The 21,398-nt window shown below is 68.5% G+C and carries 19 protein-coding genes; 12 read left to right on the forward strand and 7 right to left on the reverse strand.

The annotated features are described in order from the left end of the window. Positions 1-72 precede the first annotated feature (72 nt). The 3 genes from J4573_RS12510 to J4573_RS12520 form a co-directional block, all read right to left on the reverse strand. Entirely contained in the window at positions 73-2,085 is a 2,013-nt protein-coding gene (locus J4573_RS12510) for an ATP-binding protein (RefSeq protein WP_208255550.1), read from the reverse strand. 21 nt (positions 2,086-2,106) lie between these two features. Continuing rightward, positions 2,107-3,348 carry an AfsR/SARP family transcriptional regulator gene (locus J4573_RS12515; RefSeq protein WP_208255551.1) on the reverse strand — a complete coding sequence of 414 codons (1,242 nt, stop codon included), beginning with the start codon at positions 3,346-3,348 and terminating at the stop codon, positions 2,107-2,109. A gap of 192 nt (positions 3,349-3,540) precedes the next feature. Then, positions 3,541-4,458 carry an NADP-dependent oxidoreductase gene (locus J4573_RS12520; RefSeq protein ID WP_208255552.1) on the reverse strand — a complete coding sequence of 306 codons (918 nt, stop codon included), beginning with the start codon at positions 4,456-4,458 and terminating at the stop codon, positions 3,541-3,543. A 418-nt stretch (positions 4,459-4,876) separates the two neighbouring features. On the opposite strand from J4573_RS12520, the gene J4573_RS12525 reads away from it, so the two are divergent. Then, positions 4,877-5,599 carry an MmyB family transcriptional regulator gene (locus tag J4573_RS12525; protein ID WP_307796604.1) on the forward strand — a complete coding sequence of 241 codons (723 nt, stop codon included), beginning with the start codon at positions 4,877-4,879 and terminating at the stop codon, positions 5,597-5,599. Positions 5,600-5,824: 225 nt separating this feature from the next. Continuing rightward, positions 5,825-7,000, forward strand: a complete 1,176-nt coding sequence (locus J4573_RS12530) for a hypothetical protein (protein WP_208255554.1) — start codon at positions 5,825-5,827, stop codon at positions 6,998-7,000. Positions 7,001-7,066: 66 nt separating this feature from the next. Here J4573_RS12530 and J4573_RS12535 read toward each other — a convergent pair whose 3' ends face one another. Continuing rightward, positions 7,067-7,465, reverse strand: coding sequence for a helix-turn-helix domain-containing protein (locus tag J4573_RS12535; protein WP_208255555.1), 399 nt, complete (start codon positions 7,463-7,465; stop codon positions 7,067-7,069). A gap of 146 nt (positions 7,466-7,611) precedes the next feature. Between J4573_RS12535 and J4573_RS55255 the strand changes: the two genes are divergently transcribed. Together J4573_RS55255 and J4573_RS12540 are read left to right on the forward strand one after the other, a co-directional pair. After that, a complete protein-coding gene (locus tag J4573_RS55255; protein WP_279575418.1) occupies positions 7,612-7,740 on the forward strand; it encodes a hypothetical protein in 129 nt (42 codons plus the stop codon). Positions 7,741-7,831: 91 nt separating this feature from the next. Continuing rightward, positions 7,832-8,902, forward strand: a complete 1,071-nt coding sequence (locus J4573_RS12540) for an SIS domain-containing protein (RefSeq protein ID WP_208255556.1) — start codon at positions 7,832-7,834, stop codon at positions 8,900-8,902. 175 nt (positions 8,903-9,077) lie between these two features. Here the strand turns inward: J4573_RS12540 and J4573_RS12545 are convergent, their stop codons facing one another. Then, on the reverse strand, positions 9,078-9,842 hold the full coding sequence (locus J4573_RS12545) for a TetR/AcrR family transcriptional regulator (RefSeq protein ID WP_208255557.1): 765 nt from the start codon (positions 9,840-9,842) through the stop codon (positions 9,078-9,080). Between the two features lie 191 nt (positions 9,843-10,033). Here J4573_RS12545 and J4573_RS12550 point away from each other — a divergent pair, with 191 nt between their 5' ends. Continuing rightward, the gene (locus J4573_RS12550) at positions 10,034-11,617 is read left to right on the forward strand and encodes a carboxylesterase/lipase family protein (protein ID WP_208255558.1); all 1,584 of its coding nucleotides are present in this window, start codon (positions 10,034-10,036) and stop codon (positions 11,615-11,617) included. 220 nt (positions 11,618-11,837) lie between these two features. After that, entirely contained in the window at positions 11,838-12,815 is a 978-nt protein-coding gene (locus J4573_RS12555) for an aldo/keto reductase (protein ID WP_208255559.1), read from the forward strand. A gap of 15 nt (positions 12,816-12,830) precedes the next feature. Here J4573_RS12555 and J4573_RS55260 read toward each other — a convergent pair whose 3' ends face one another. Both J4573_RS55260 and J4573_RS12560 read right to left on the reverse strand, forming a co-directional pair. After that, complete coding sequence (locus J4573_RS55260) at positions 12,831-12,953, reverse strand: hypothetical protein (RefSeq protein WP_279575419.1); 123 nt, start codon at positions 12,951-12,953, stop codon at positions 12,831-12,833. Between the two features lie 239 nt (positions 12,954-13,192). Then, positions 13,193-13,822: a hypothetical protein gene (locus J4573_RS12560; protein ID WP_208255560.1), complete on the reverse strand. Its 630-nt coding sequence runs from the start codon at positions 13,820-13,822 to the stop codon at positions 13,193-13,195. A gap of 594 nt (positions 13,823-14,416) precedes the next feature. On the opposite strand from J4573_RS12560, the gene J4573_RS12565 reads away from it, so the two are divergent. The 6 genes from J4573_RS12565 (at position 14,417) to J4573_RS12590 (ending at position 21,288) form a co-directional block, all read left to right on the forward strand. Beyond that, a complete protein-coding gene (locus J4573_RS12565; RefSeq protein ID WP_208255561.1) occupies positions 14,417-15,451 on the forward strand; it encodes a sulfotransferase family protein in 1,035 nt (344 codons plus the stop codon). 346 nt (positions 15,452-15,797) lie between these two features. Further along, positions 15,798-16,367: a TetR/AcrR family transcriptional regulator gene (locus J4573_RS12570; protein ID WP_208255562.1), complete on the forward strand. Its 570-nt coding sequence runs from the start codon at positions 15,798-15,800 to the stop codon at positions 16,365-16,367. A 293-nt stretch (positions 16,368-16,660) separates the two neighbouring features. Then, positions 16,661-17,962, forward strand: coding sequence for an MFS transporter (locus tag J4573_RS12575; protein ID WP_208255563.1), 1,302 nt, complete (start codon positions 16,661-16,663; stop codon positions 17,960-17,962). Positions 17,963-18,015: 53 nt separating this feature from the next. Then, positions 18,016-18,432, forward strand: a complete 417-nt coding sequence (locus J4573_RS12580; RefSeq protein ID WP_208255564.1) for a Dabb family protein — start codon at positions 18,016-18,018, stop codon at positions 18,430-18,432. A gap of 292 nt (positions 18,433-18,724) precedes the next feature. Beyond that, positions 18,725-19,672 carry a sulfotransferase domain-containing protein gene (locus J4573_RS12585; RefSeq protein ID WP_208255565.1) on the forward strand — a complete coding sequence of 316 codons (948 nt, stop codon included), beginning with the start codon at positions 18,725-18,727 and terminating at the stop codon, positions 19,670-19,672. Between the two features lie 1,304 nt (positions 19,673-20,976). Beyond that, entirely contained in the window at positions 20,977-21,288 is a 312-nt protein-coding gene (locus J4573_RS12590; RefSeq protein WP_208255566.1) for a hypothetical protein, read from the forward strand. The last annotated feature ends 110 nt before the right edge of the window (positions 21,289-21,398 follow it).

Consider the following 21,398-nt stretch of genomic DNA (forward strand, 5'->3'; position numbering starts at 1 on the left):
GGGGGGCGCAGTGTCGTTCATCGGGTCAGGGCGCGACGGGGAGCCGGGGAGCCGGCCTCGCGCGGACGGTGGTCAGGGCATAGAGGAGCAGGCCTGCGGCGGTGAGGATGAAGCCTGCCCAGACCGTTGACAGGGTTCCCCATCCGGCCGCGAGGGTGACTGCCCCGTCCAGTTCGCTGCGGACCGAGCCGCCTCGAAGATCGTCGGTACGGGGCAGCCAGGCCACCAGGGCCGCGCCCGCGAGCAGTCCGATGCGGCTTCGGCGGCGGCCCTGACCACGTGGACGGGTTCACCTCGGGCCTGGAGCAGGCGGGCCCGCATCAGCATGACCAGGCCCTCCGCGTAGCGCTGGCCGTGGGCCTCCAGGGCCCGGTTCGCCTGGTCGAGGGCGTTCCCTGCCCGTTCCGGCGATCCGGCGGCCAGCCACATCTCGGCGATCAACGCGAGGTGGTAGGCGAGGCCGAAGCGCGGCGGGTCGGCCAGCGTCGAGGCCACACGCGTTTCGGCCTCCTCAGCGGTCCCGGCCGGGTCGTCGCCGGTGAGAGCGCGCGCCCAGAGACGGTCCAGCCGGACATAGTGCTCCTGCTGGACGGCGATGCGGCCGTTGCCCATGGCGGTCCACCGGTCGGCCACCCGCAACACCCAGGCGGCGTCACCCGCCATGGAAGCGATCATGGTCATGTAGTAGGCCCACCTCGCGACGGCGTTCCCACCGGCCGGGCCGTTCCAGCTGTCGATCATGGCGGAGGCGGCCTCGACCTCCCCGTACAGCGCGGTCACGACGGCCCGCCAGCCCGGCCACTCGCCCGAGATGTCGCACCAGAACGGAGTGTCGTCCCATTCGGAGCCCACTCCCTCGCGGATGGCGCGTTCGACGACGTTGAAGGACCGGTAGGCGTCGCCGATGTCGCCGACGTCCCACTGGTGCAGGCCCAGGGCCTGCCGGCCGTACACCTGAACGACCGGATCGTCGGACGCCTCCCCCCGCTCCGACAGCCGGCGGACCATGTGTTCCCGGTTACCCTCCAGCAAGGTGTAGGCCCCGAAGAGCCGGGCGAACAGAAGGCCCGCGGCCTCTGCGTCCCGGCCGAGCCCGCGGGCCAGCCGCTCCGCCCGCTCCAGGAGGCCGAACGTCGCGGCGCCGTATCCGACCTGCCGCCGCGGGGTGAAGGTGATGAGGGCGAGCAGAGAGAGGGCCGACAGCTCCAGTTCCGGGAGACCCGCCGTACGAGCGATCCGGGCGGCCTCCAGCAGGTACCGGTCGGCGGCGGCGAAGGCGAGCTTCGCCGTCGCGCGCCGTCCCGCGCTCATCATCGCCTCCGCCGTACGGACCGGATCGGCGAGCGGACCCGCCGCTCCCAGGTGGTGGGCGAGCCGTTCGGGAACGGCCTCGTCGTCCGCGCCGCCGCCCGCGCCGCCGTGCGCGCCGTCGCCCGCGCGGCCGTCTTCGAGCGCGTCCGCGATGCGCAGGTGCAGCCTGATGGCCTGCTGGTGGGCCATCGTCTCGGTGACCGACTCGCGGACCAGGTCGTGCGAGAAGCGCAGGGAGAACGGGTCGTCCAGCGTCGGCTCCAGCATGCCGAGCGCCCGCAACGGATCGAGAAGTTCGAGGCAGGTCGCGACGTCGATCCCGGCCACGCTCGCGAGCAGCCGGAGCTCGACGTCCCGGCCGATGAGCGCTGCGATCCGCAGCAGCTCCCCCGCCTCGGGGCCGAGGCCGGCCATCCGATCGCGGACGACATCGCGGACCGTGGACGGCACCCCGATCCGGTTCGTACCGTCGCCGAGCCCGCCGCTGTCGTTGAGAAGCCGCGACAGTTCGCGGACGTAGAACGGATTGCCGGCGGTACGGGCATGGATGTCGTGGGCGAGGTCCGCGTCGGGTTCACGGCCGATCTCACGGCGGATCAGCTCGGTGACGTCATCCGGGCCGAGCGGGCCGAGCCCGATCCTGCGGTGGCCGGGCAGCCGGCCGACGGCGGCCAGGAGCCGGGAGAGGTCGGATCCCGGGACGGGCGCCCGGTCGCGGAGCGATCCGATGATCGCCGAACGCGCCGGGAGACGGCCGGCCAGATGGCCGAACAACTGGAGCGAGGTGGCATCGGCTCACTGGAGGTCATCGACGATGAGCAGCAGCGGCTGCTGGGCGGCGGCCTGGCCGATCACGTCGACGACCTGCTCGAACAGGCGGAACTGGCCGCGGCTGCCGGTGAGCATGGGCGCGACGCCGTCCGGCGAGCCCAGCAGGACACCGAGATCGCTGCTCCGCCATTTCTCGCGTGCCTGAGCCGGCAGGGTGTCGAGCACGAGGGTGAGGGCCCGTTCCCACGGCCACATCGCGGGCGTTCCGTCGCCTTCCAGGCACGCGGCACAGATGACGAGCGCGCCGCTCCTTCTGGCGTCGGCGGCGGCCTCCTCCAGGAGACTGCTCTTGCCCACTCCCGGCTCGCCTTCGACGATGCCGAGTCCCGTACGTCCGTTCAACGCCTCCCGTACGGCCTGCCGCAGCACGGCGAGTTCCTCGATCCGCCCGACCAGACCGGAGCCCCCGCTCTCGATCGCCGTGCCGAGGGCGGGCGTCGAGATCTGGGTGAGGACTCGCAGGTGCGCGGCCCGCAGCGCCGGACCGGGTTCGATGCCGAGGCCCTCGGCGAGGCGGTCCCGGAACGTGCCGAAGGCGGCCAGCACCTCGGCCTGACGACCGGCGGCGCCGAGTGTCGAGACGAGGGCGGCCTGAACGGGTTCGTGGAACGGCCCCATCCGGGCGGCGAGATGCAACGCGGGGAGCACCCGTTCCGGCCGGCCCAGCGACACCGCCAGCTCCGCAGCGGCGGTGCAAGCCGAAAAGAACTCCTCATCGATGGCCGAGAAGACCGCCATCGCGGCCGTTCCGTGAGCGAATCCGTCCCCGACCGGCCCCCGCCACAGGCCAAGCGCCTCAACGTATTGGTCGAGCGCCCGCTCTCCCTCTCCCCCGGCCAGGCTCGCCGCCGCAGCCTCGAGGAGTTCCCGGAAGGCGACCAGATCCAAGGTGCCGGAATCGGTGCTGAACACGTACGCGTTGCCCCGGCGATGCAAATAGGAGCCGGTTCCCCGGGCGCCGATCGAGGGTTCGAGCAGCCGCCGCAGGCCGCCGACGTACTTGTGAATGACCTTGAGAGCGCTGGCCGGCGGGTCATCGCCCCAGATCAGGTCGATCAACTCACTAGTCGTGACCGGCCGGCCGACGCCGACCAGGAGCAACGCCAGCAAATACGCCTGCTGCCGAGGGCCGACGTCCTGCTCGGCTCCGTCCCGCCACACACGCAACGGGCCGAGGACCCGCAATAGCACCCGCCCCGCGCTCATCGACGCATCGGTATGAACCCGGATCGGTGAGTTGGGCAGGACCACGCCGTTCGACTCCACGATCAACGAAAGATCACCCATTATCGGCCGCCCCCACGACCAGGTCCAGCCCAGCTAGGCCGCCTGGGGCCGACGGCCAGAACCGATCTCACGACTGGGCTTCCCCCTCGCCGGCTCCTGCGCTCCGTCCGCTCAGGGGCGCACGCGAATGACGGTCTTGCCCTTGCGCCGCTCGGTCGGGTTGAGCGCGGGGAGGGCGTCCTCAAGGGGCGCAATGGTTCCGATCTGCATGCGAAGGCGCCCGTGCCGCACCCGGTCGACGATCTCCACCAGCTGACTCGGAACGGCCTCGACGACGAAGTCGACCGCGAGACCGTCGACAGGTCGAGCCTCCACGGGGCCGACCACCGACACCAGGGTCCCGCCGGGCCGGATGATGCTCGCCGAGCGCCTCTGGACGTCGCCACCGATGACATCGAAGACCAGGTCGACGCCTCCGATGTCTTCGAGATCCTCGTCGCCGAGCGCCAGGAACTCGTTCGCGCCGAAGTCGAGCGCGGCCTGGCGGTCCGCCGCCCGCCCCGTACCGATGACATAGGCGCCGAACTCCCGGGCGAGCTGCGTCACCACAGATCCGACCGCGCCGGCGGCACCGTGCGCGAGGACGCTCTGCCCCGCCTGAAGACGACCGTGCTGGAACAGGCCCTGCCATGCGGTCAGGCCGGAGATCGGCAGGCTCGCACCCACTGTGAAGTCGACGTTCCCGGGAAGCGGCGCGAGATTACGCGCCTCCACAGCCGCGTACTCGGCCAGCGTTCCATCGCGATGCCAGTCGGTGATCCCGAACACCCGCTGGCCCACCGAGAGCCCCGTCGTGCCGTAGCCGAGGGAGGTGACCACTCCGGCGAACTCATGGCCGATGATCGCCGGGGTCCGGTCATGGCCGGACCGATCGACCCACGTCGAGGGCCACTCCCACTCCGCCGGGACAAAGCCCGACGCATGGACCGCAACCACGACGTCATTGATCGCCGGTGTCGGCTCAGGCCGCTCCGCCAGCTTGATTCCAGCCGCTTCCGCGGCCTGATCAGTCGCGACGATCGCCTTCATTTCTACCTCCGTAAACCCCGTGTGCTCGCTGGCTCTAAGCGCAGGTCTATGACTATGTCCTTGTCCACACCGGTGGGACTCAATGCAGTTCAGTGACTCCGCTCGTCCCTGGTATCGGACCATTCTGAGCTTGCCAGTCCGCTATCGGCAGTCAACACGCGCATCATCATCAAGGGCGTTCACGCGACGAACAACGACCAGCTCCATCGAGCCCTCATTTGCGTTCTCGCCGCGGCTCCACACCAGGCATTTGGTCAGGGGCATGTCTCTCTGAGGGCCGCGGAGGCGGTCGATCGTTGGTGGCGATCCTTCAATGACGGCCGGGACGGGTGCCCGGGACGGCGATGCCGTGCTCGTAGGCCAGGACGACGGCCTGGACACGGTCGCGGAGGTGGAGCTTGGCGAACACGCTGGCGACGTGTCCGAAGACGTCCTCGACGCGGTCGCTCGCGCCCTGCGTCTGGACGACGACGAACGCACCTACCTGTTCGACCTGGCCCGGTCATCGCGGCACGCGAGCCGCGCGCCGTCGCGTCGCAGGGACGTCGAGGTCCCGCCCCGGGTCCAGTGGCTGCTCGACTCCATGACGGTGTCCTCGGCGTTCGTACGCAACGGCCGTACGGACGTCGTCGCCGGCAACCCCCTGGCCCGGGCACTGCTCGCGCCGATGTTCGACAGCGCCACCATCGACAGGCGCGGCCGCCCCAACATCGCCCGCTACATCTTCCTCGACCCCGGCGCACATGACTTCTTCGTCGACTGGGATGCCGCCGGCATCGCCACCGCCGCCCTGCTGCGCGCCGAGGCCGCACGCGAGCCCCACGACCGGGCACTGCGCGAACTCGTCGGCGAGTTGTCCACCCTCAGCCCCGAGTTCCGCAGCCAATGGGCCGCGCACGACGTCCTGATGCGCCACGACGGCATCAAACGGCTCCAGCACCCCGACGTAGGCCACCTGGACCTGACCTTCCAGTCCCTCGACCTACCCCTGTCCGACCGGACCGTGCACGATCTGATCATCTACACCGCCGAACCCGGCACCGCATCCGAAGACCGGCTCAAACTCCTCGCCAGCTGGGCGGCCACCCAATCTCCGGCGGCACAGCCCACCCGCCACTCTCCTCAGCGCGGACCGCTCTGATCCGTCGCGGTTCGCCCGGCCAAGAGGCCGAAGCGCGGACTCGACCGGCCGAGGCGAGACTAGGCGCGAGCGTGGCCGCCCCGCTTGGTCCGGTGGCGCACGATTCAGGCCAGGTCATCGGTCCAGCGCCGGACGTCCACGCCGCAATGCACGAATCGGCGGCTGAGCCGGATCGGCCACGGTCCGGCCGGGAAAGGCTGACCGGGGCGGGCCACCCTTGGCCCGTTGCGAGACCGAGGTCGCGGCGTGACGATGAGCTGCACCTCGACGTCGAAGGGCGAAGGGCAGGCCGGACGGATGATTCTGCACAGCGGGTATCTGGCGGAGACCGACAGCTTCCGGGTCATCAGGGATCAGCTGGAGCTCGAGGAGACGGTGAGGACGCTCTGCGATGAGACGGGCCAGGCCGCTGACGTCTACACCGGCAATGTGCCGGTGGCGCACGCGCCCGCGACGAACTACGCGGTGGGGCACGGACTCCACGGTCTCGCCCTCGACTGGCTCCTGCCCGACGAATTCGCAGAGCAGCTGGTCAACCGCCGGGGCTTGCAGGCCGGAGACAGGATCTGCCTGATCACCTGCTTCGCCGGCGCGCTCAACGGCGCAGCCCAGCAGCTCGCCACCGCGATCGGCGCCCTGCACGTCATGGGGGTCGAGGTCAGCGGCCCGCTGGACTACATCCACTGGAACCTGCACGGCGAGCTGCTGCTCAAGGACTACCTGGCAGCCGACCAGGATCTCCAGAACGCGGGCACGAAGTGGAGCAGGGTCGAGGACAAGGCCTGGAAGCTGTACGTGGGCTACCTCAAGGCCGGATGTACCAAGGCCCTGCAACTGGCGTTCGCGGCGAACGAGGCCGGGGCGACCGGGCTGGTGCTGGACTTCGCGGCCCGCCGGCCCGACACCAATAAGAAGGGCTCGATCACCGCCCTCGTCAGCAAGGCGAACCAGAACACCGGCCCGGTGAAGGTCAAGGCCCTCCAGGGCATCATCGTCCAGGCCACCATCGAGAACCGGCTCTTTGCCGACGGGAAAGTGGACCGCGAGAGCACCCACCAGGCCTGGTCGACCGAGCTGCGCACCCTGCTGGGCGGGCTCTACCTGCTGGCCGACCCGCATGGCGGCCAGGCCACCACCAACCGGAAGATCACCAAGGCCCGGCGAGAGATGCGCGAGGTACTGGCCGCCGACTGGCCCGCACACAGCGTCGCCTACTTCGACCGGCTCCGCACACTCACCAAAGGCACAGCCGCCGCCTCGACCTGGCAGACCTACATCAGCGCACTCCCGGCACCCCCGATCCACCAGCCGGCCGTCCAAGCACAGCCCCAGCCGACCATGACGCTGGAAGAACTCGACGCCGAGCTCAACCAGCTCCTCGCAGAATGGGACGCCTTCTGATCTTGGGAGTGTTCTGAGCCGAGATCACCGCGTTCGCCCTGCGGGCGAGCACGGCCGGCGGTCGATTCAGAGCGGGCGCCGTTGTCGGCTGCGGTGCAGAGCATCGCGCACCGTCTCGGTGTTCACGTCAAGTGCGTCAGCGAGTTTGCGCAGCACCTCGTCCGGTACTTGTGCCGCGCCTCGCCCGAGATCGAGGCGGTGCACCAGGCCCTCATAGGGCAGCCCGGCCTGTGCCGCGAGGTCCTTGGCACTCAAGCCCCGCCGCACGCGAAGGTCATGCAACGACGGAGCCTCGACGTCCGCGTCGAAGAGCTCGTAGGGATCAGCCTGGAGTGCCTTGGCGAGCTCGACCAGATTGTGTGGTGTCGGGACCGAACGTCCGTCCTCCCACTGCCACACCTGGGCGCGGCTCACACCGATCTTGTCCCCGAGTTGCGCCAGCGACCAACCCCGCCCCTCGCGCAACCCACGCACCGCCGACGGGCGGAACCCGCGGACCGATCTCGGCGGCATACCTCTCCCCTGCTGCGCCCACCAACCGTTCACACCGAACGTAGCGCCTTCATGTGGCGAGACCGCCGAACCACGCAGCGAGACCCCCAGTTACCGCGATGGGCCTGATCGTGAACGCGATCGCGTTCGTCCATGCGACAGGCCCCGGCTTCCATGTCGGGAGCCGTCACACCAACGTCGACAAGGTCAAGGCTTACACAGAAATCGTTGCCGGCGTCCGCCACTGAACGTGAACCCGGACGGTGGTACGGAACGTGCACCACTGGGCGACCGCCCCTTCTTGCAGCACCGGCCACTGACTCTCGACGGGAGACCAACGTGGAGCCGATCGCACCAGCAGTGATGATCGAACAGGCCGAACGTCTAGGCAGCGACCTACGCACGCACACCGTCACCTTCGACCAGCGCGTTCGCGCCACACTCACCCAGCTCGAGCGCCATGCGGTAGATCGCGTGTATCTAACAGGAGACGGCGATTCCTACCACGCCGCCTACGCCGCCCAGCTGGCGTTCGAAACGATCGCGGGATCGCCCTGCGAGCCCGTCAGCGCGTTCCGGTTCGAGACCTACACGGCGCCGCAGCTGACGCCGGCGCGGGCCGGACGGGCGCTGCTGATCGCCGTCTCGGTGTCAGGCGGCACCCAATGCGTCCTCGCCTCGATCGACGCCGCCCAACGCCAAGGCATACCGACCGTCGCCCTCACCGGGACCCCCGGCAGCGCCGTCACCAAAGCCGCCGACCACAGCATCATCGTCGATCTGCCCGACAGCAGGCCCTCACCAGGCATCCGCACCTACCAAGCCAGCCTCCTCGGACTCCTGCTCCTAGCCGACCAGCTCAGGCACCCCGGCCCAGGCGCCACCGCTGACGGGCTCCTCAGTGAGATCGTCGGCCTCGCGCCCGCAGTCGAGGCCACCGCTAACGCCGCCCAAGACCCCTGCCGCCGCCTGGCCGCCAAGCTCGCATCCGCCCCAGTGATCCAGGTCGTCGGCAGCGGCCCCAGCCACGGCACCGCCCAGTTCGCCGCAGCGAAGTTCATCGAAGGCTCCGGCGTCTACGCCGCAGGCCAGGACCTGGAGGAATGGGCGCACGTCGAGCAGCACGCCGCCCCCGACGACATGCCCGTCATCGTGATCGCTCCACCCGGCCGTTCCCACGCCCGCGCCGTCGAACTAGCCGCTCACGCCCGCCGCCTCGGCCGCTACGTGATCGCCGTCTGCGCCCACGACGACACCGGCCTCACCCGCCACGCACACGAGATGCTGCCCGTTCACGGAAACGCCCGGGAAGAGCTCTCCCCGCTGCTGTGGCACGTGTTCTCCGAGTACCTCGCCTGCTACCTCGCCGAAGCCCTCGGCCGCAAACCATTCCAAACCCGCCGCGGCTAGAGCCCCAGCCCACCATGTCCGCGAAACCCGGCGCGCAGGCAACATCTGCCCTCCTGCATTTCCCCTGGCCGCCGGCCAAGAGAATCTGAGGTCCTCCGTAGTGGAAGAGCGGATCCTGTTTCAGGATGAAACCGAGGCGGCTGACCTCACAACACCACCCCGCCAGCTCAGCAAGTTAGTCGGCGGGGGCGGCGCTGGGGTGACTTCTGTTACCTGAGAGGAGGACGTCGATGCCATCCAGAATCCGAGTGAGACCGAAGGCCACGTCAGTGTCGTCGATATCGTCTGAATAATCATTGTCCGTCATCAAGGCGGCCACGATGGGATATCCGTGCTCGTGTAGCAACGGGAGCAGGAAATCCTGCACGGTCGTCGAATTCACGGAGTCCGCGCTGTTCTGCGTGAGGTCGCGGCGGACGCCGGCGATCCGGCGCGCGTACAGATCGAGCAGCAACGCGCACTGGATCGCTTCCTTGGGGCTGAGCCCGGCGCCGGTGAAGGTTTCCAGGATGACCTCGGTCCAGCGCAGCAGGTTCGGCGTCATCGGCGCGCCTCGGACGGGCAGGTCCACCAGCCAGGGATGGACATCGCACCGGTCGATCATCGCCTGGGTCCAGGTTGTCGCCGCGGTTCGCCAGTGGCCGGCGCCCGACACCAGATCCGGTGCGGGGCCCCATCCGGTCTCGGCGACCAGGACCAGCAGCTCATCCCTGGATCTGACGTATCGGTAGATCGCATTGGCCGTGAGCCCGAGTTTCTTGGCGAGCTTGGGCATCGACAACGCGGCGAAGCCGTCGGTGTCGGCCAGGTCGATGGCCGCCTCGACGACCTGCTCGACGCTTTGAGATGGCGTCCGCCCGAGCTTGCTCGTCTTGGCGGGCAGGCCCCAGGCCAGAGCCAACCCCGGTGGCAGGTCCTGCGGATCAACGCCAGTCGACATCAGTGGATCGTCCTCACAAGTCTCGCCGGACGCTTGACTTTGTGCGTCCCTTACACTTTTATTCGTGTGCACCTTACACAAAGACGGCGGGGGAAGATCGCGTGAGACAGCTTGTGCAGGGCCCAACGACAGGTCGCGCCCGTTCGCGGCCCACCGTGCCTGGTCACCTACGGACACTACTCGCCGCAGCGGTGCTCTTCGGCGCCTCGGCCTGCGGCGGCGCGGCCGATGCCGTGCCGGCGAGTCATGCCGCGACGAGCCACGATCAATCCACGGTGATTTCAACCGATGGCGGCGCCGTACGCGGCACCCTCACCGCGAGCGCGCGGCTGTTCCAGGGAATCCCGTACGCGGCCCCGCCGACCGGGCGGCTGCGCTGGGCCTCCCCCAGGCGCGCCGCACCATGGTCAGGCATCAGGAACGCGACCAAGCCCGGCAACCGGTGCGCGCAAGCGAAGGGATTGATCGACAAGGCCAGCAAGACCGAGGACTGTCTTTACCTCAACGTCACAACGCCCCGCCACAGCAGCGCTCGCAAGCTGCCGGTGATGGTGTGGATCCACGGCAACGGCTTCATCAACGGCGCCGGCAGCCTCTACGACGCACAGCGCCTGGCGAACACGGGCAACGTGATCGTGGTGTCACCCAATTATCGCCTGGGCATCTTTGGATTCCTTGCGCACCCCGCCCTCGATCGCGGTGCCGCCCGGCAGCTTTCGGGCAACTTCGGGCTCGAGGACCAGCAGGCTGCGCTGCGATGGGTTCAGCGTAACGCCTCGGCATTCGGGGGCGATCGGGCGAACGTCACCATATTCGGCGAGTCGGCCGGAGGTACGAGCGTCTGCTCTCACCTGGCGGCCCCCGGCTCGGCAGGGCTCTTCCAGAAGGCGATCCTGCAGAGCGGGGAATGCACCGGGGAAAAATGGTCGCCGGGTCCGCCGACCTGGTTCCCGCTACCGCGCGCCGAGCGTGAGAAGCACGGACTCGACGTCGCCTCCAAACTCGGCTGTCCCGATATCCGTACGGCCGCGGCCTGCCTGCGCGGCAAACGGGCGAAGAAACTCGCCAAGTGGTCCGACAACGGCCTCGGATCCGGACCTACGACGGGTGGCGGCGTGCTTCCCCTCAGCCCGCAAAAGGCGTTCGCCACGGGCCATTTCAATCGCGTGCCGGTCATCGAAGGAACCACGCGCGATGAACATCACCTCTTCACGGCCGCCATCGAGGCCGCGACGGGCAAGCAGACGACCGAAGCCGGCTACCGGGCCGAAATCCACACGCTCTTCAAGCCGGCCGACGCCGCGCGGATCCTGGCTCGATACCCCAGCGATCATTTTCACTCCGCCGGTGAGGCACTGTCCACCGTCGTGACGGACTGGGCATGGGCCTGCCCCGTTCTCGATCGAAACCGCGCACTGGCCGCACATGTGCCCCTCTACGCCTACGAATTCAGCGACGAGAATGCCCCGTGGTTCACCACCCTGAAGAAGCCGAATTTTCCCACCGGCGCGTTTCACGGTGGCGAGCTGCAGTACCTCTTCAACGACGAGCAGCTCCCCGGCCCGGCGACAGCCGCACAGCGCCGGCTCTCGGATCAGATGATGCGCTACTGGAGCCAGTTCGCGCACACGGGAAACCCGAACGGTCCCCGCTCCCCGCAGTGGTCCCCGTTCCAAGCGAGTGAGCACGTCCAATCGCTGGCACCGAACGCAATCGGATCAGCAAATCTCCCCCAGGAACACCAGTGCGCCTTCTGGGCATCCATCGGTAACTGATCGCGTGATGCGACCCGATTGGGCATGAGAGTGCCCCCGCCCGGGCACTCGGGCGGGGGCACGTCTATTGAGGGCCCACCGGACGGGTCGGGGGTATACCTCAACACCGCGCCGGACTGACGCGCCGTCGAGCTGCAGCAGCAGCCGGTGCAGCTGGTGTTGGGGGCCTCACGCGGCGGAACGTTCAGGCCCAGTGGCTCCGAGCGGCCATAATGCCGATATGGAGCAACGTCTCAGTGGACGGCTTGGCCGTGAAGTCTCGGTGATCGGGCTCGGCACCTGGCAACTCGGCGCGGACTGGGGACAGGTCGAGGAGAAGGACGCGCTGGCCGTTCTGGAGGCGGCGGTCGAAAACGGGGTGACGTTCCTCGACACCGCCGACGTCTACGGAGACGGCCGCAGCGAGCGGATCATCGGCCGTTTTCTCCGCGACCACCCTGGCGTCTTCGTGGCCACGAAGATGGGACGCCGCGTACCGCAGGACACCGCGAACTACACCCTGGACGCCTTCCGGGCGTGGACGGACCGGTCGCGGGCCAACCTCGGCGTGGAGCGGCTGGATCTGGTCCAGTTGCACTGCCCGCCGGATCCCGTCTTCTCCTCGGACGCGGTGTTCGACGGCCTCGACACGCTGGTCGAGGAGGGGCGCATCGCCGCGTACGGGGTCAGCGTCGAGACCTGCGAGCAGGCGCTGACCTCCATCGCCCGGCCGGGCACGGCCAGCGTGCAGATCATTCTGAACGCGTTCCGGCAGAAGCCCCTGACAGAGGTGCTGCCCGCCGCGGCGGACGCGGGCGTGGCGATCATCGCGCGGGTACCGCTGGCCTCCGGTCTGCTGTCGGGCAGGTACCGTCACGACACGGTCTTCGGATCCGACGACCACCGCAGCTTCAACCGGCGCGGCGAGGCGTTCGACGTGGGCGAGACCTTCTCGGGAGTCGGCTACGACACCGGTGTGGAGGCCGCCGCCGAGTTCGCGGCTCTCTCGGCCCCAGGGGCTTCCGCCGCGCAGACGGCGCTGCGCTGGATCATCCAGCAGCCGGGCGTGACGACCGTCATCCCCGGTGCGCGCACCCCCGACCAGGCCCGCACCAATGCCGCCGCAGCCGCCCTCCCGCCGCTGCCCGAGCAGACCCTCACCGAGATCCGCGCACTCTACGACCGCAAGATCCGCCCGCACGTCCACCACCGCTGGTAACCGTCGCTGGTCGGTTCAGGCCGTGGTCAAGCGGTCGAGCAGGTCACATGCGGAGTGCTGGAGCTCGGTGACGGTCGGGGCCGCATTGGCCGCCGCGGCCCTGACCGCAGCCAACTCGATCATGTGCGCATCGAACATGGTTGCTCCACGGGCCGACCACGGCCGCCCCGGCTGCGGCACTTCCGCAAAGAGTGACATGGTCTCGTCGTTTCGCCTGTACTAAGCGAGCCTCCGAGGTGGCCCGTGGCCCGGACGGCCGGTGCACGCAGAAGGGCCGTTCGTCCCCATCCAGGTGGGAAGGAACGGCCCTGTTGTTTCATTGCGGGAGTCGGTTCATCGGGGATGGCGGCGTGGGAGCAGGGTCATGGCCTGGCGGGTCAGCTCGATGCCCAGAGCTGCTCGCCGTTGCTGCCGACGAGCTGGTAGGCGGCGTTGACCGTCGCCGTGGCCGGGCAGAGGCCCGATCCGCTGAGCTTGTTCACCGTGCCGTTGCTGACCTGGACCTGTGCCTGGGCGAGCGACGTGTCGGGCCGGGCGGGGTTGTCGGGGTTGTACCCATTGCCGGTGAGTGATCCGGAGTAGACGCAGCTGATGCCGAAGACGGTCGCGCCGACGGTGAAGTTGCCGACGGTCATGGTGCCGTCCGCCCCGCCGGAGACCGGGCTGTAGACCACGGAGCCGCCGGTCCAGGGCAGGTTCGAGGCGGTCACGGTCACGCTGCCCAGGCTGCTGGTGCAGCCGTCGAACGTAGCCGAGGTGACGGTCAGGTCGGTGCCGTCGGAGTTGATCGTGCCGTTCTGGACGGCAGAGGTACAGGTGGCGTTGCTCAGCGAGGTCGTCACGCTGATGTCGCCCAGGTTGGTGGCGGTGACGCCCCCCGAGTAGGCGGGGCCGGTGCTGCTGCCGCTGTGGATGGTGGTCGTGGCGGCGGACGCCGGCGACATCGTGAGTGTGAACGCGGAGACGGATGCGGCTCCCATGACGGCGAGCTTTCGGATGTGTGGCACCTGCGGCTCCTCTTCGGGGTGGTACGGGGTGGTAATTGAAACTTATTTCATCTCCGATCCGTGAAATCAAGGGTTTTCACAAGATTTAGACACTCATTGGTTTTCAATGATCCGACGCCAATAAATCCGGGCATGCGAAAATGGCGCGCATCGAATTCAGCGCGCAGTTGTTCGAGAGTTAATTTGAGTCGGGAGCTGTGGACCTACTCGAGCGCACGGCGTGCTCCTACAAGCCCGGACAGTGGAACGGGAGCTGTCACGGAGGGCTCGCGCCGTTCAACGCTGCGAATTCGCGGCAAAGGTACAGCCGCGGCCACAGCAAAGATCCCTCAGATGAGGACCATGATGAGACGCGAAGTGCGGCCGGTCAAGGCCGAACGTACCGAGTCGTAGCGCGGCGGTCATCACACCGGGCAGGACGGTGACCGCCACCACGGTGAGGCTCTTGCGTCTGGTTCGCGCCGACGAGCTCGGTCTCTGAGAGGCCTGCCTGCGACAGGTCTACGCGTTCTCATGAAGATCTCATGCGGTTCGCAGGAAAAGACAGCCGTTCATCCAGGTTGTCTTCAACCGCCATATGCACTCTGACCTGCCATGACATTGAAATCCCCGCGGCCTGTCTTCATTATTGGCTGTCCCCGTTCAGGAACGACCCTGCTGCAGCAGATGCTCGACTCGCATCCGCGGGTCGCACTTCCCGCCGAGACCAGGTTCACCCTGACCTCGTACCAGGCCCGCTGCACCTTCGGGGACCTGCGCGAGGCAGATAACAGGCGTCGTCTGGGCGAATGGATAACGCGCCGCGGACAGACCAAGTTCGACACCATGGGACTCGACCCCGACGCGATCGTGGAGAGGATCGTCGCCGGTCCACCGACGATCGGTTCGGCCGTGGAGACCGTGTTCAGGTCGTACGCGAGCGCTCACGGCAAGGCGCGCTGGGGAGACAAGAGGCCCAGCTACTTCCGGAAGGTGCCGCTGCTGCTGCGGATGTTCCCGGACGCGCAGTTCGTGCACCTGATCCGCGACGGGCGGGACGCGGTCGCCTCGCTCAGGTCCATGCCCTGGTACGGCGGTGACCTCTACACCGCGGCGCTGACCTGGCGTGAGGCGATCGACACCGGACGGCGACTGGCCCGTTCCTTCGGACCCGACACCTATTTCGAGTTCCAGTACGAGCATCTGGTGGCCGATCCCGAGCGTGAGCTGCGCAGGCTCTGCGCGTTCCTCGGTGAGGACTACGACCCGGGCATGACCGAGCCCCACCACGTCGCCCGCCGGACCATCCCACCGGAACGACTGTGGCACCTGCGAACGCTGGAGAAGGTCAACTCCGATCGGGTCGGCACCTGGAACGACCGGTTCGAGCCCTGGGAGCTAGGGCTGGTCGAGACGGTCCTCACGGCGGGCCTGTCCGACTACGGTTACGCGCTCTCGGGTGCGCCCGAGCCGACGGCGGCCCAGCTCGCCCGCTTCTACCGAGCCGCGGCCCGCCGCTGGCGGAACCAGCGGCGGCATGCCACGAGCGAATGGTTGCGACGCAGACGCGAACCCAATCCGGTCGAATCGCTCCTGGCCGGATCGCACGAGCGAGCCCGCAGGCCAGACCGGCGGGCTCGCTCGCACTGACTGAGCCGCCGGGGCGACCTCACCGCCAGGCCGACGGGCACGTTGACCAGGAAGTTCGGCCGCCAGGACAGCCCGAACAGGTCGGCTTCGGTGAGCAGGCCGCCCATCACCGGGCCCAGGACATTGGCAAGCGATGTCCCGCCGACATACAAGGCCAAGCCCCGCTGACCCTCCACAGACAAATCGGCCACTGCTGTGTGCGCCACGGCCGCGTCACGGGGTGTGATCGCCTGAGGCGACTCGTCGCGGTCGACGACCCGGCTTCGTGGGCTCAGCTTCGTGGGCTCAACTCCCCCACCGATCTGGTCCGCTTGACGGCCAAAAGTGTGAGTGGTTTATTACTCACATGACGACCTCAGCGAACCGCCGGCAGCTCTCGACCTCCGACGAGCGGAGGAAGGTCGTCCTCGAAACGGCGGTCAGCGCGTTCGCCGCCCGGGGTTACTTCGGCACCACGACCACGGACGTGGCCCAGCGCGCGGGCATCTCGCAGGCCTATGTCTACCGGCTGTTCCCGGACAAGAAGGCGCTGTTCACCGCGGTGGTGGAGCACTGCTTCGCACTCGTCCGCGACAGCTTCACCGACGGTGCGGCCGCGGCCCGGGGCAGCTCGGCGGAGGAGGTGCTGGACGCGATGGGCGATTCGTACGCCCGCTACATCGCCGACAAGGATCTGCTGCTACTGATGATGCACGCGCAGTGCGCGGCGGCCTCGGAGCCGACGATCCGCGAGGCGGTGCAGGCCGGCTATGCCCGGCTGGTCGAGTACGTGCGCGGCGTCTCCGGTGCGGCTGAAGCCGACATCCAGCGGTTCTTCGCCGTGGGCATGCTCTGCCACCTGGTGGTCAGCCTCGACGCCCAGGAGCTCGACGCCCCCTGGGCCCGAACGCTGAGCGCCGGACTGCGCCACTACTGACCTCGCAGCACAGTTGACCTCGCAGCACAGCCGAGACAGCCCCGACGGCCGCAGCGGCGGGTCTCGGCACTGAGAGCCGGGCGGCACCGACTATGGCGGCCGTTTTTTCGGCCTTAAGAGTGAGTGATTAACCACACACAGATGCGACCAAGGGAACCACCATGACCACCTCGACCTCCCGCATCGAGCGCTTCGCCTGGCGGGCCACGCTCACCGCCCTGACCCTCGCGCCGGCCTTCATGGTCACGCTCTGGAACTGATCACCCGGCCGAACCCAGAGAGGAGCGACTCCCATGGCAACCGCATCGGCCAGGCCGAACCAGCCGAACCAGTCGGTCCAGCCCGCCCGGTCGCAGCCGGAGCCCTCACGCCCGGCCCGCGGCGCGGTCCTGGCCGCGGCGACGCTGACCATCATGGCGGCGGCGATCATCGCACCCAGCCTGCCCGCGATGAAGGCCGACTTCGCCGGCACCCCCGGCGCGGACCTCATGGTCCGCTTCTCGCTGACCGTCACCTCGCTGGCGATCGCCGTCAGCGCCCCGGTCTCCGGTGTGGTCGCCGATCGCGTCGGGCGCCGCTCGCTGCTGGTGTTCGGCCTGGTGATGTACGCCGTTACCGGCACCGCCGGGTTCTTCGCCACCGACCTCTATGTGCTGCTGGCCACCAGGGCACTGCTCGGGGTCGCGGTCGGCGCCATCATGACCGCGGTCAGCGCCACGATCACCGACTGGTTCGACGGGCCGCGGCGCGCGTCCTTCCTCGGACTGCAGCAGGTCTTCGCCAGCCTGGGCGGCGTCGTCTTCCTGCCGTTGGCCGGGCTACTGGCCGCGGTCAGCTGGCGCGCACCCTTCTGGATCTACACCGCCTCGGCCCTCGTCGCGGTACTCGCGATCCGCGCCCTGCGCGAGGAGCCACGAGCCGAGCCCGCCGCGGCGGCAGCCCGTCCCGACCGATCACGGCAGCCGAGCGCCGACAGCGTCACCGGACACCACACGACCAACCGCACCGACCACATCACCAGCCGCATCACCGGCCTGTACCTGCTGGCACTCGTCGTGACGCTGGCGTTCTACATGGCCCCCACCCAACTGCCCTTCCTGCTCAGCAGCCACGGCAGCGGCCCCACCGCCACCGGCGCGGTGATCGCCGGGAGCACGCTGTCCAGCGCGGCCGGTGCGCTCGCCTTCCCCGTCCTGCGCCGGCGCCTGAGCCCCGCCGCGATCAGCACGGTCAGCGTCGCGCTGCTAGGCGCGGGCTGGCTGCTGGCCGGCACCGCGGGCACCGTCGCCCAGATCGCGGCGGGGCTGCTCGTCGGCGGCGCCGGCGTCGGACTCGCCGTACCCAACCTCAACCTGCGGCTCAGCGAACTCGCCCACCCCGACCAGCGCGGCCGCATCCTCAGCGGCCTGGTCACGGGCATCTTCCTCGGGCAGTTCCTCTCGCCCCTGGCCGTCGAGCCCCTCATCCAACTCACCGGCATCGCCGACGCCTTCATCTGGACCGGGATCGCGATGGCGGCCGGCGCCGCCCTCGCCGCCCTCGGAACGTGGCGGACGCGAACAGCCCAGACCGCCCACCGCCAGCACGACCACTGACCAACACCCAACGACCAGCGACGCCCAACAACCAACAGGGAAAGGAAAGACCGATGATCCACCACAGCATCCGCTTCACCGTCAAGCCCGGAACCACCCCCGAGCAGCTCGAAACGGCCCTCGAAAGCCTGCGCAACCAAGGCCGGGTCATCCCGTCCGTCGAGTCCTTCATCGTCGGCCGCGACTTCGGCGGCGAGTACGAGTGGGGAGCCACCTTCCTCATCAACGACATCGACGGCTTCTGGGACTACCTCATCCACCCCGCCCACCTCCACACCGACCGGATCGGGTTGCCACTCGTCGACAAGTTCGCCTCGTTCGACATCACCGACGACACCGACCCCGACATCGGCACGAAGATCGCCGACCTGCACCGGCGCCGCTTCAACGAGATCCCGGACGTGGCCGGCCTCGTCTCCGACCTCCCCGAGTACCTCGGCAGCGCCGCTCCCGGCCCCCGCGGCGCCTGACCAACGCCACCCGCCCCACCGCCCGGAGGCGCCCGCGCACAGCGGGCGCCTTCCGGCCGCAGTTCTGGACTGCCGGCGGCCGCATTGGCAGTTGCCAACCGAAAGGATCACCTGTCATGTCGAGGGCTTCGGCTTCTTCCTGGGTGAGGGCCGTGAAGTAGAAGGCGTCCCAGTGGCGGAGCTCGGCCGGCTCGGCACCAGCGGCCGGCTGCACGTTCGCGGTCTGGCCGGGGCGCTCGGGTCATCCACGGCACGGTTGACGGCTCGATCTGGTTGCCGCCATTCTCCCCGCATGGGCTTGGGGGAACGCGTTCGCTACCAGACCTCCTTTACCGACTCGGCCCGCTGGGATGGGTTCGTGTTCCGTCCCGGCGACATCGTGATCAGCACCCCGGCCAAGTGCGGCACGACCTGGCTGCAGATGATCTGCGCCCTGGAGATCTTCAAGAGCGCGACCTTCGACCGGCCGCTCGACCAGATCTCGCCGTGGCTGGACGTCCTGCTGCGCCCGCTCACCGAAGTGCTGGCCGACCTCGAGGCACAGGCGCACCGGCGGTTCATCAAGACCCATACGCCCCTCGACGGATTGCCGTTCGACGACCGGGTCACCTACCTCTGCGCGAGCCGGGACCCCCGGGATGTGGCCGTGTCCTTGGACAGCCATGCCGGCAACACCGACCGGGCCGTGTCCCTGGCATTGCGGGAGGATGCCGTGGGCGCCGTGGTCCTTGACGAGTTGCTGGCCACCGCTCCGTCCCTGCCGAGCGGGACCGCGCGCGAGCGCTTCTGGTCCTGGGTCAATCCCGCCGCGCCCGGGAAGGCCGTGTCCGACCTGGAGATCATGCTTCACCATCTAGACACGTTCTGGCAGGTCCGCGACCAGCCGAACATCGTGCTGCTGCGCTACGAGGACCTCCTTGATGACCTCGAAGGGCAGATGCGCTACATCGCTGCCCGGCTCGGGATCGCCATCACCGAGACAGCCTGGCCGGACCTGGTCCAGGCCGCCACGTTCGCGGTCATGAAGGGCCGGGCCGGCGAGCTCGCGCCCGAAGCCAGCCACGACGGCTTCTACCACGACCACAGCCAGTTCTTCCACAGCGGATCAACAGGCCAGTGGCGGCAGGTCCTCAGCGAGGAGGAGCTTCCCCGGTACACCGCCCGAGTCGCCGAATGCGTGCCTGCGGACCTTGCCACCTGGATCCATCGGCCCGCGCTGCCGACCGCAGGCAACCTCTGAGGGCGCGGTACATGAGTGAAGACGCTCCGGAGCTGACCGCGGAACGCCCAATCTGATCAAGTAGGCTCGCGGCAAGCAGGCGGCCCTTGGGGGTCACCGGAGAAACAGCCCGCTTGCGGTCCGCTAATGGTGTCCCCGGTCAAGGACGCATCCGTCCGCCCGTGCGGCCTCGCAGCCGAGCTACTGGAAGAGGGCGCGGGTCTCGGGGGTGTAAAGACGCGCGGTGATGCCGGCTTCCCGGGATAGTTGCTCGGCATAGGCGGCGAGGGTGCGGCGCTGACCTTGAGCGCTGGGGAGACGGATTAGGCCGGGCGTTCGTTGTCTTTCGGTCCGGGCAAGGGCGTTCGGGTGACTTGGGGAGTCTGGTTGACGGGCAAAGGTAGACCTGTGAGTGCACCGCTCCCCGGCAGCGGGGTTCAAGACGTCTTGCATGAGGCGTGTGCTGAACTCTGCGCTGATGCGCGGTTGGTCAAGGAACATGCCGTCAAACTGCAGGCAGCAGCTCGGGCTCTGCGCCGACAGAGCGTTGAAATCCGCACCCGGAAGCCGCCACGCTCCTGACCGGCGATGAGGCTGACGGGATACCCGTGCGTTCAGCGGGAACCCCCGCCCGACGCAGAACGGACGGCATCACGTCTGCACGAACTTGTCCGCCGCAGGTCAGTTCGGCGTCGCCTTTGTTCATGATGCGGCGGTGGCCACTATTCGTCGCGCCCCGGACCGGACCGGTCACTGAAATCACATGAGTCGCGAGCCCCTCAAGTACACGACGATGTCTGTACGATCGTGGGTCACTTGTCCAGAGCGCTGGCAGACGGTTCGCAACCGAGGGCTGGAGCTGTGCGCAGCGCCAATGTGACCGGGGGCGGCAGAGTGGCCGGTGAACCGGCTGCGGATGGACGGATGACGCGGGATCCCTGGCGGGTCCCGGGGTTCGTGAGCTCGAGAAACCGGGTGTGGGGGCGCAGGGACGGGTGGTGCTGGCCGACCACGAGGCCACCGGTCACCGCGTGGCCATCAAGTACCTGGCATCGGATCTGCTCGGCAGCGCGACTTCGACACCACCGTGACTCCGGCACGGGCCAAACCTGGGACCGTCGTGACGGTCACCACCCGCCGGGCGGGCAGGCTTCCGCACGCCACGACCGTCTACCTGCCGGGCGGCGCCCGCCAGTGCCCCGACCGGAACGGGTCCTACGACGTCAAGTACGGCGCCGAGACAGGAGCCGGCGGCCCCCTGCAGAACAAGCTGGGCAAGGTCGGCCCAAGCGAGAGCGTGTTTCGGGATCTACCCGAGCGCCTCCGTGCGGTCCGGGGAACTGCCCACCGGGCTGGGCCTCCTGATCAAGGCCAAGGGCCAGGAGTCCAAGACCAACCTCACCTTCGACCGGGCCCAGTGCAGCCACATCCTCAGCGGAGGCGAGACCCGAACCTTCGTAGTACCGGGCAAGAACACGCTCCGACCGGGCAACTACCTGCTGTCCCCATTCGCCCCGCCGCGCTTCACCGCCATCTCCCGCGGCATTACCAACAACAACCGCATCGAGCTCCCACTCGAGTCGGCCGGACCGACCGCCAACGGCGCGCTTCCCACCCTCACCGTCCTGTCCGGATAGCAACCCAGCCGACACCGGAACACGATCGAGAACGCGTGATCTCCTTGATCTGGACGAACGTGACGGCCTCGAAAAGCTCGTCGAGGATGCCAGGGAGCACGACGAAAGCC

Source organism: Actinomadura barringtoniae (assembly GCF_017573505.1).
Taxonomy (GTDB): Bacteria; Actinomycetota; Actinomycetes; order Streptosporangiales; family Streptosporangiaceae; genus Spirillospora; species Spirillospora barringtoniae.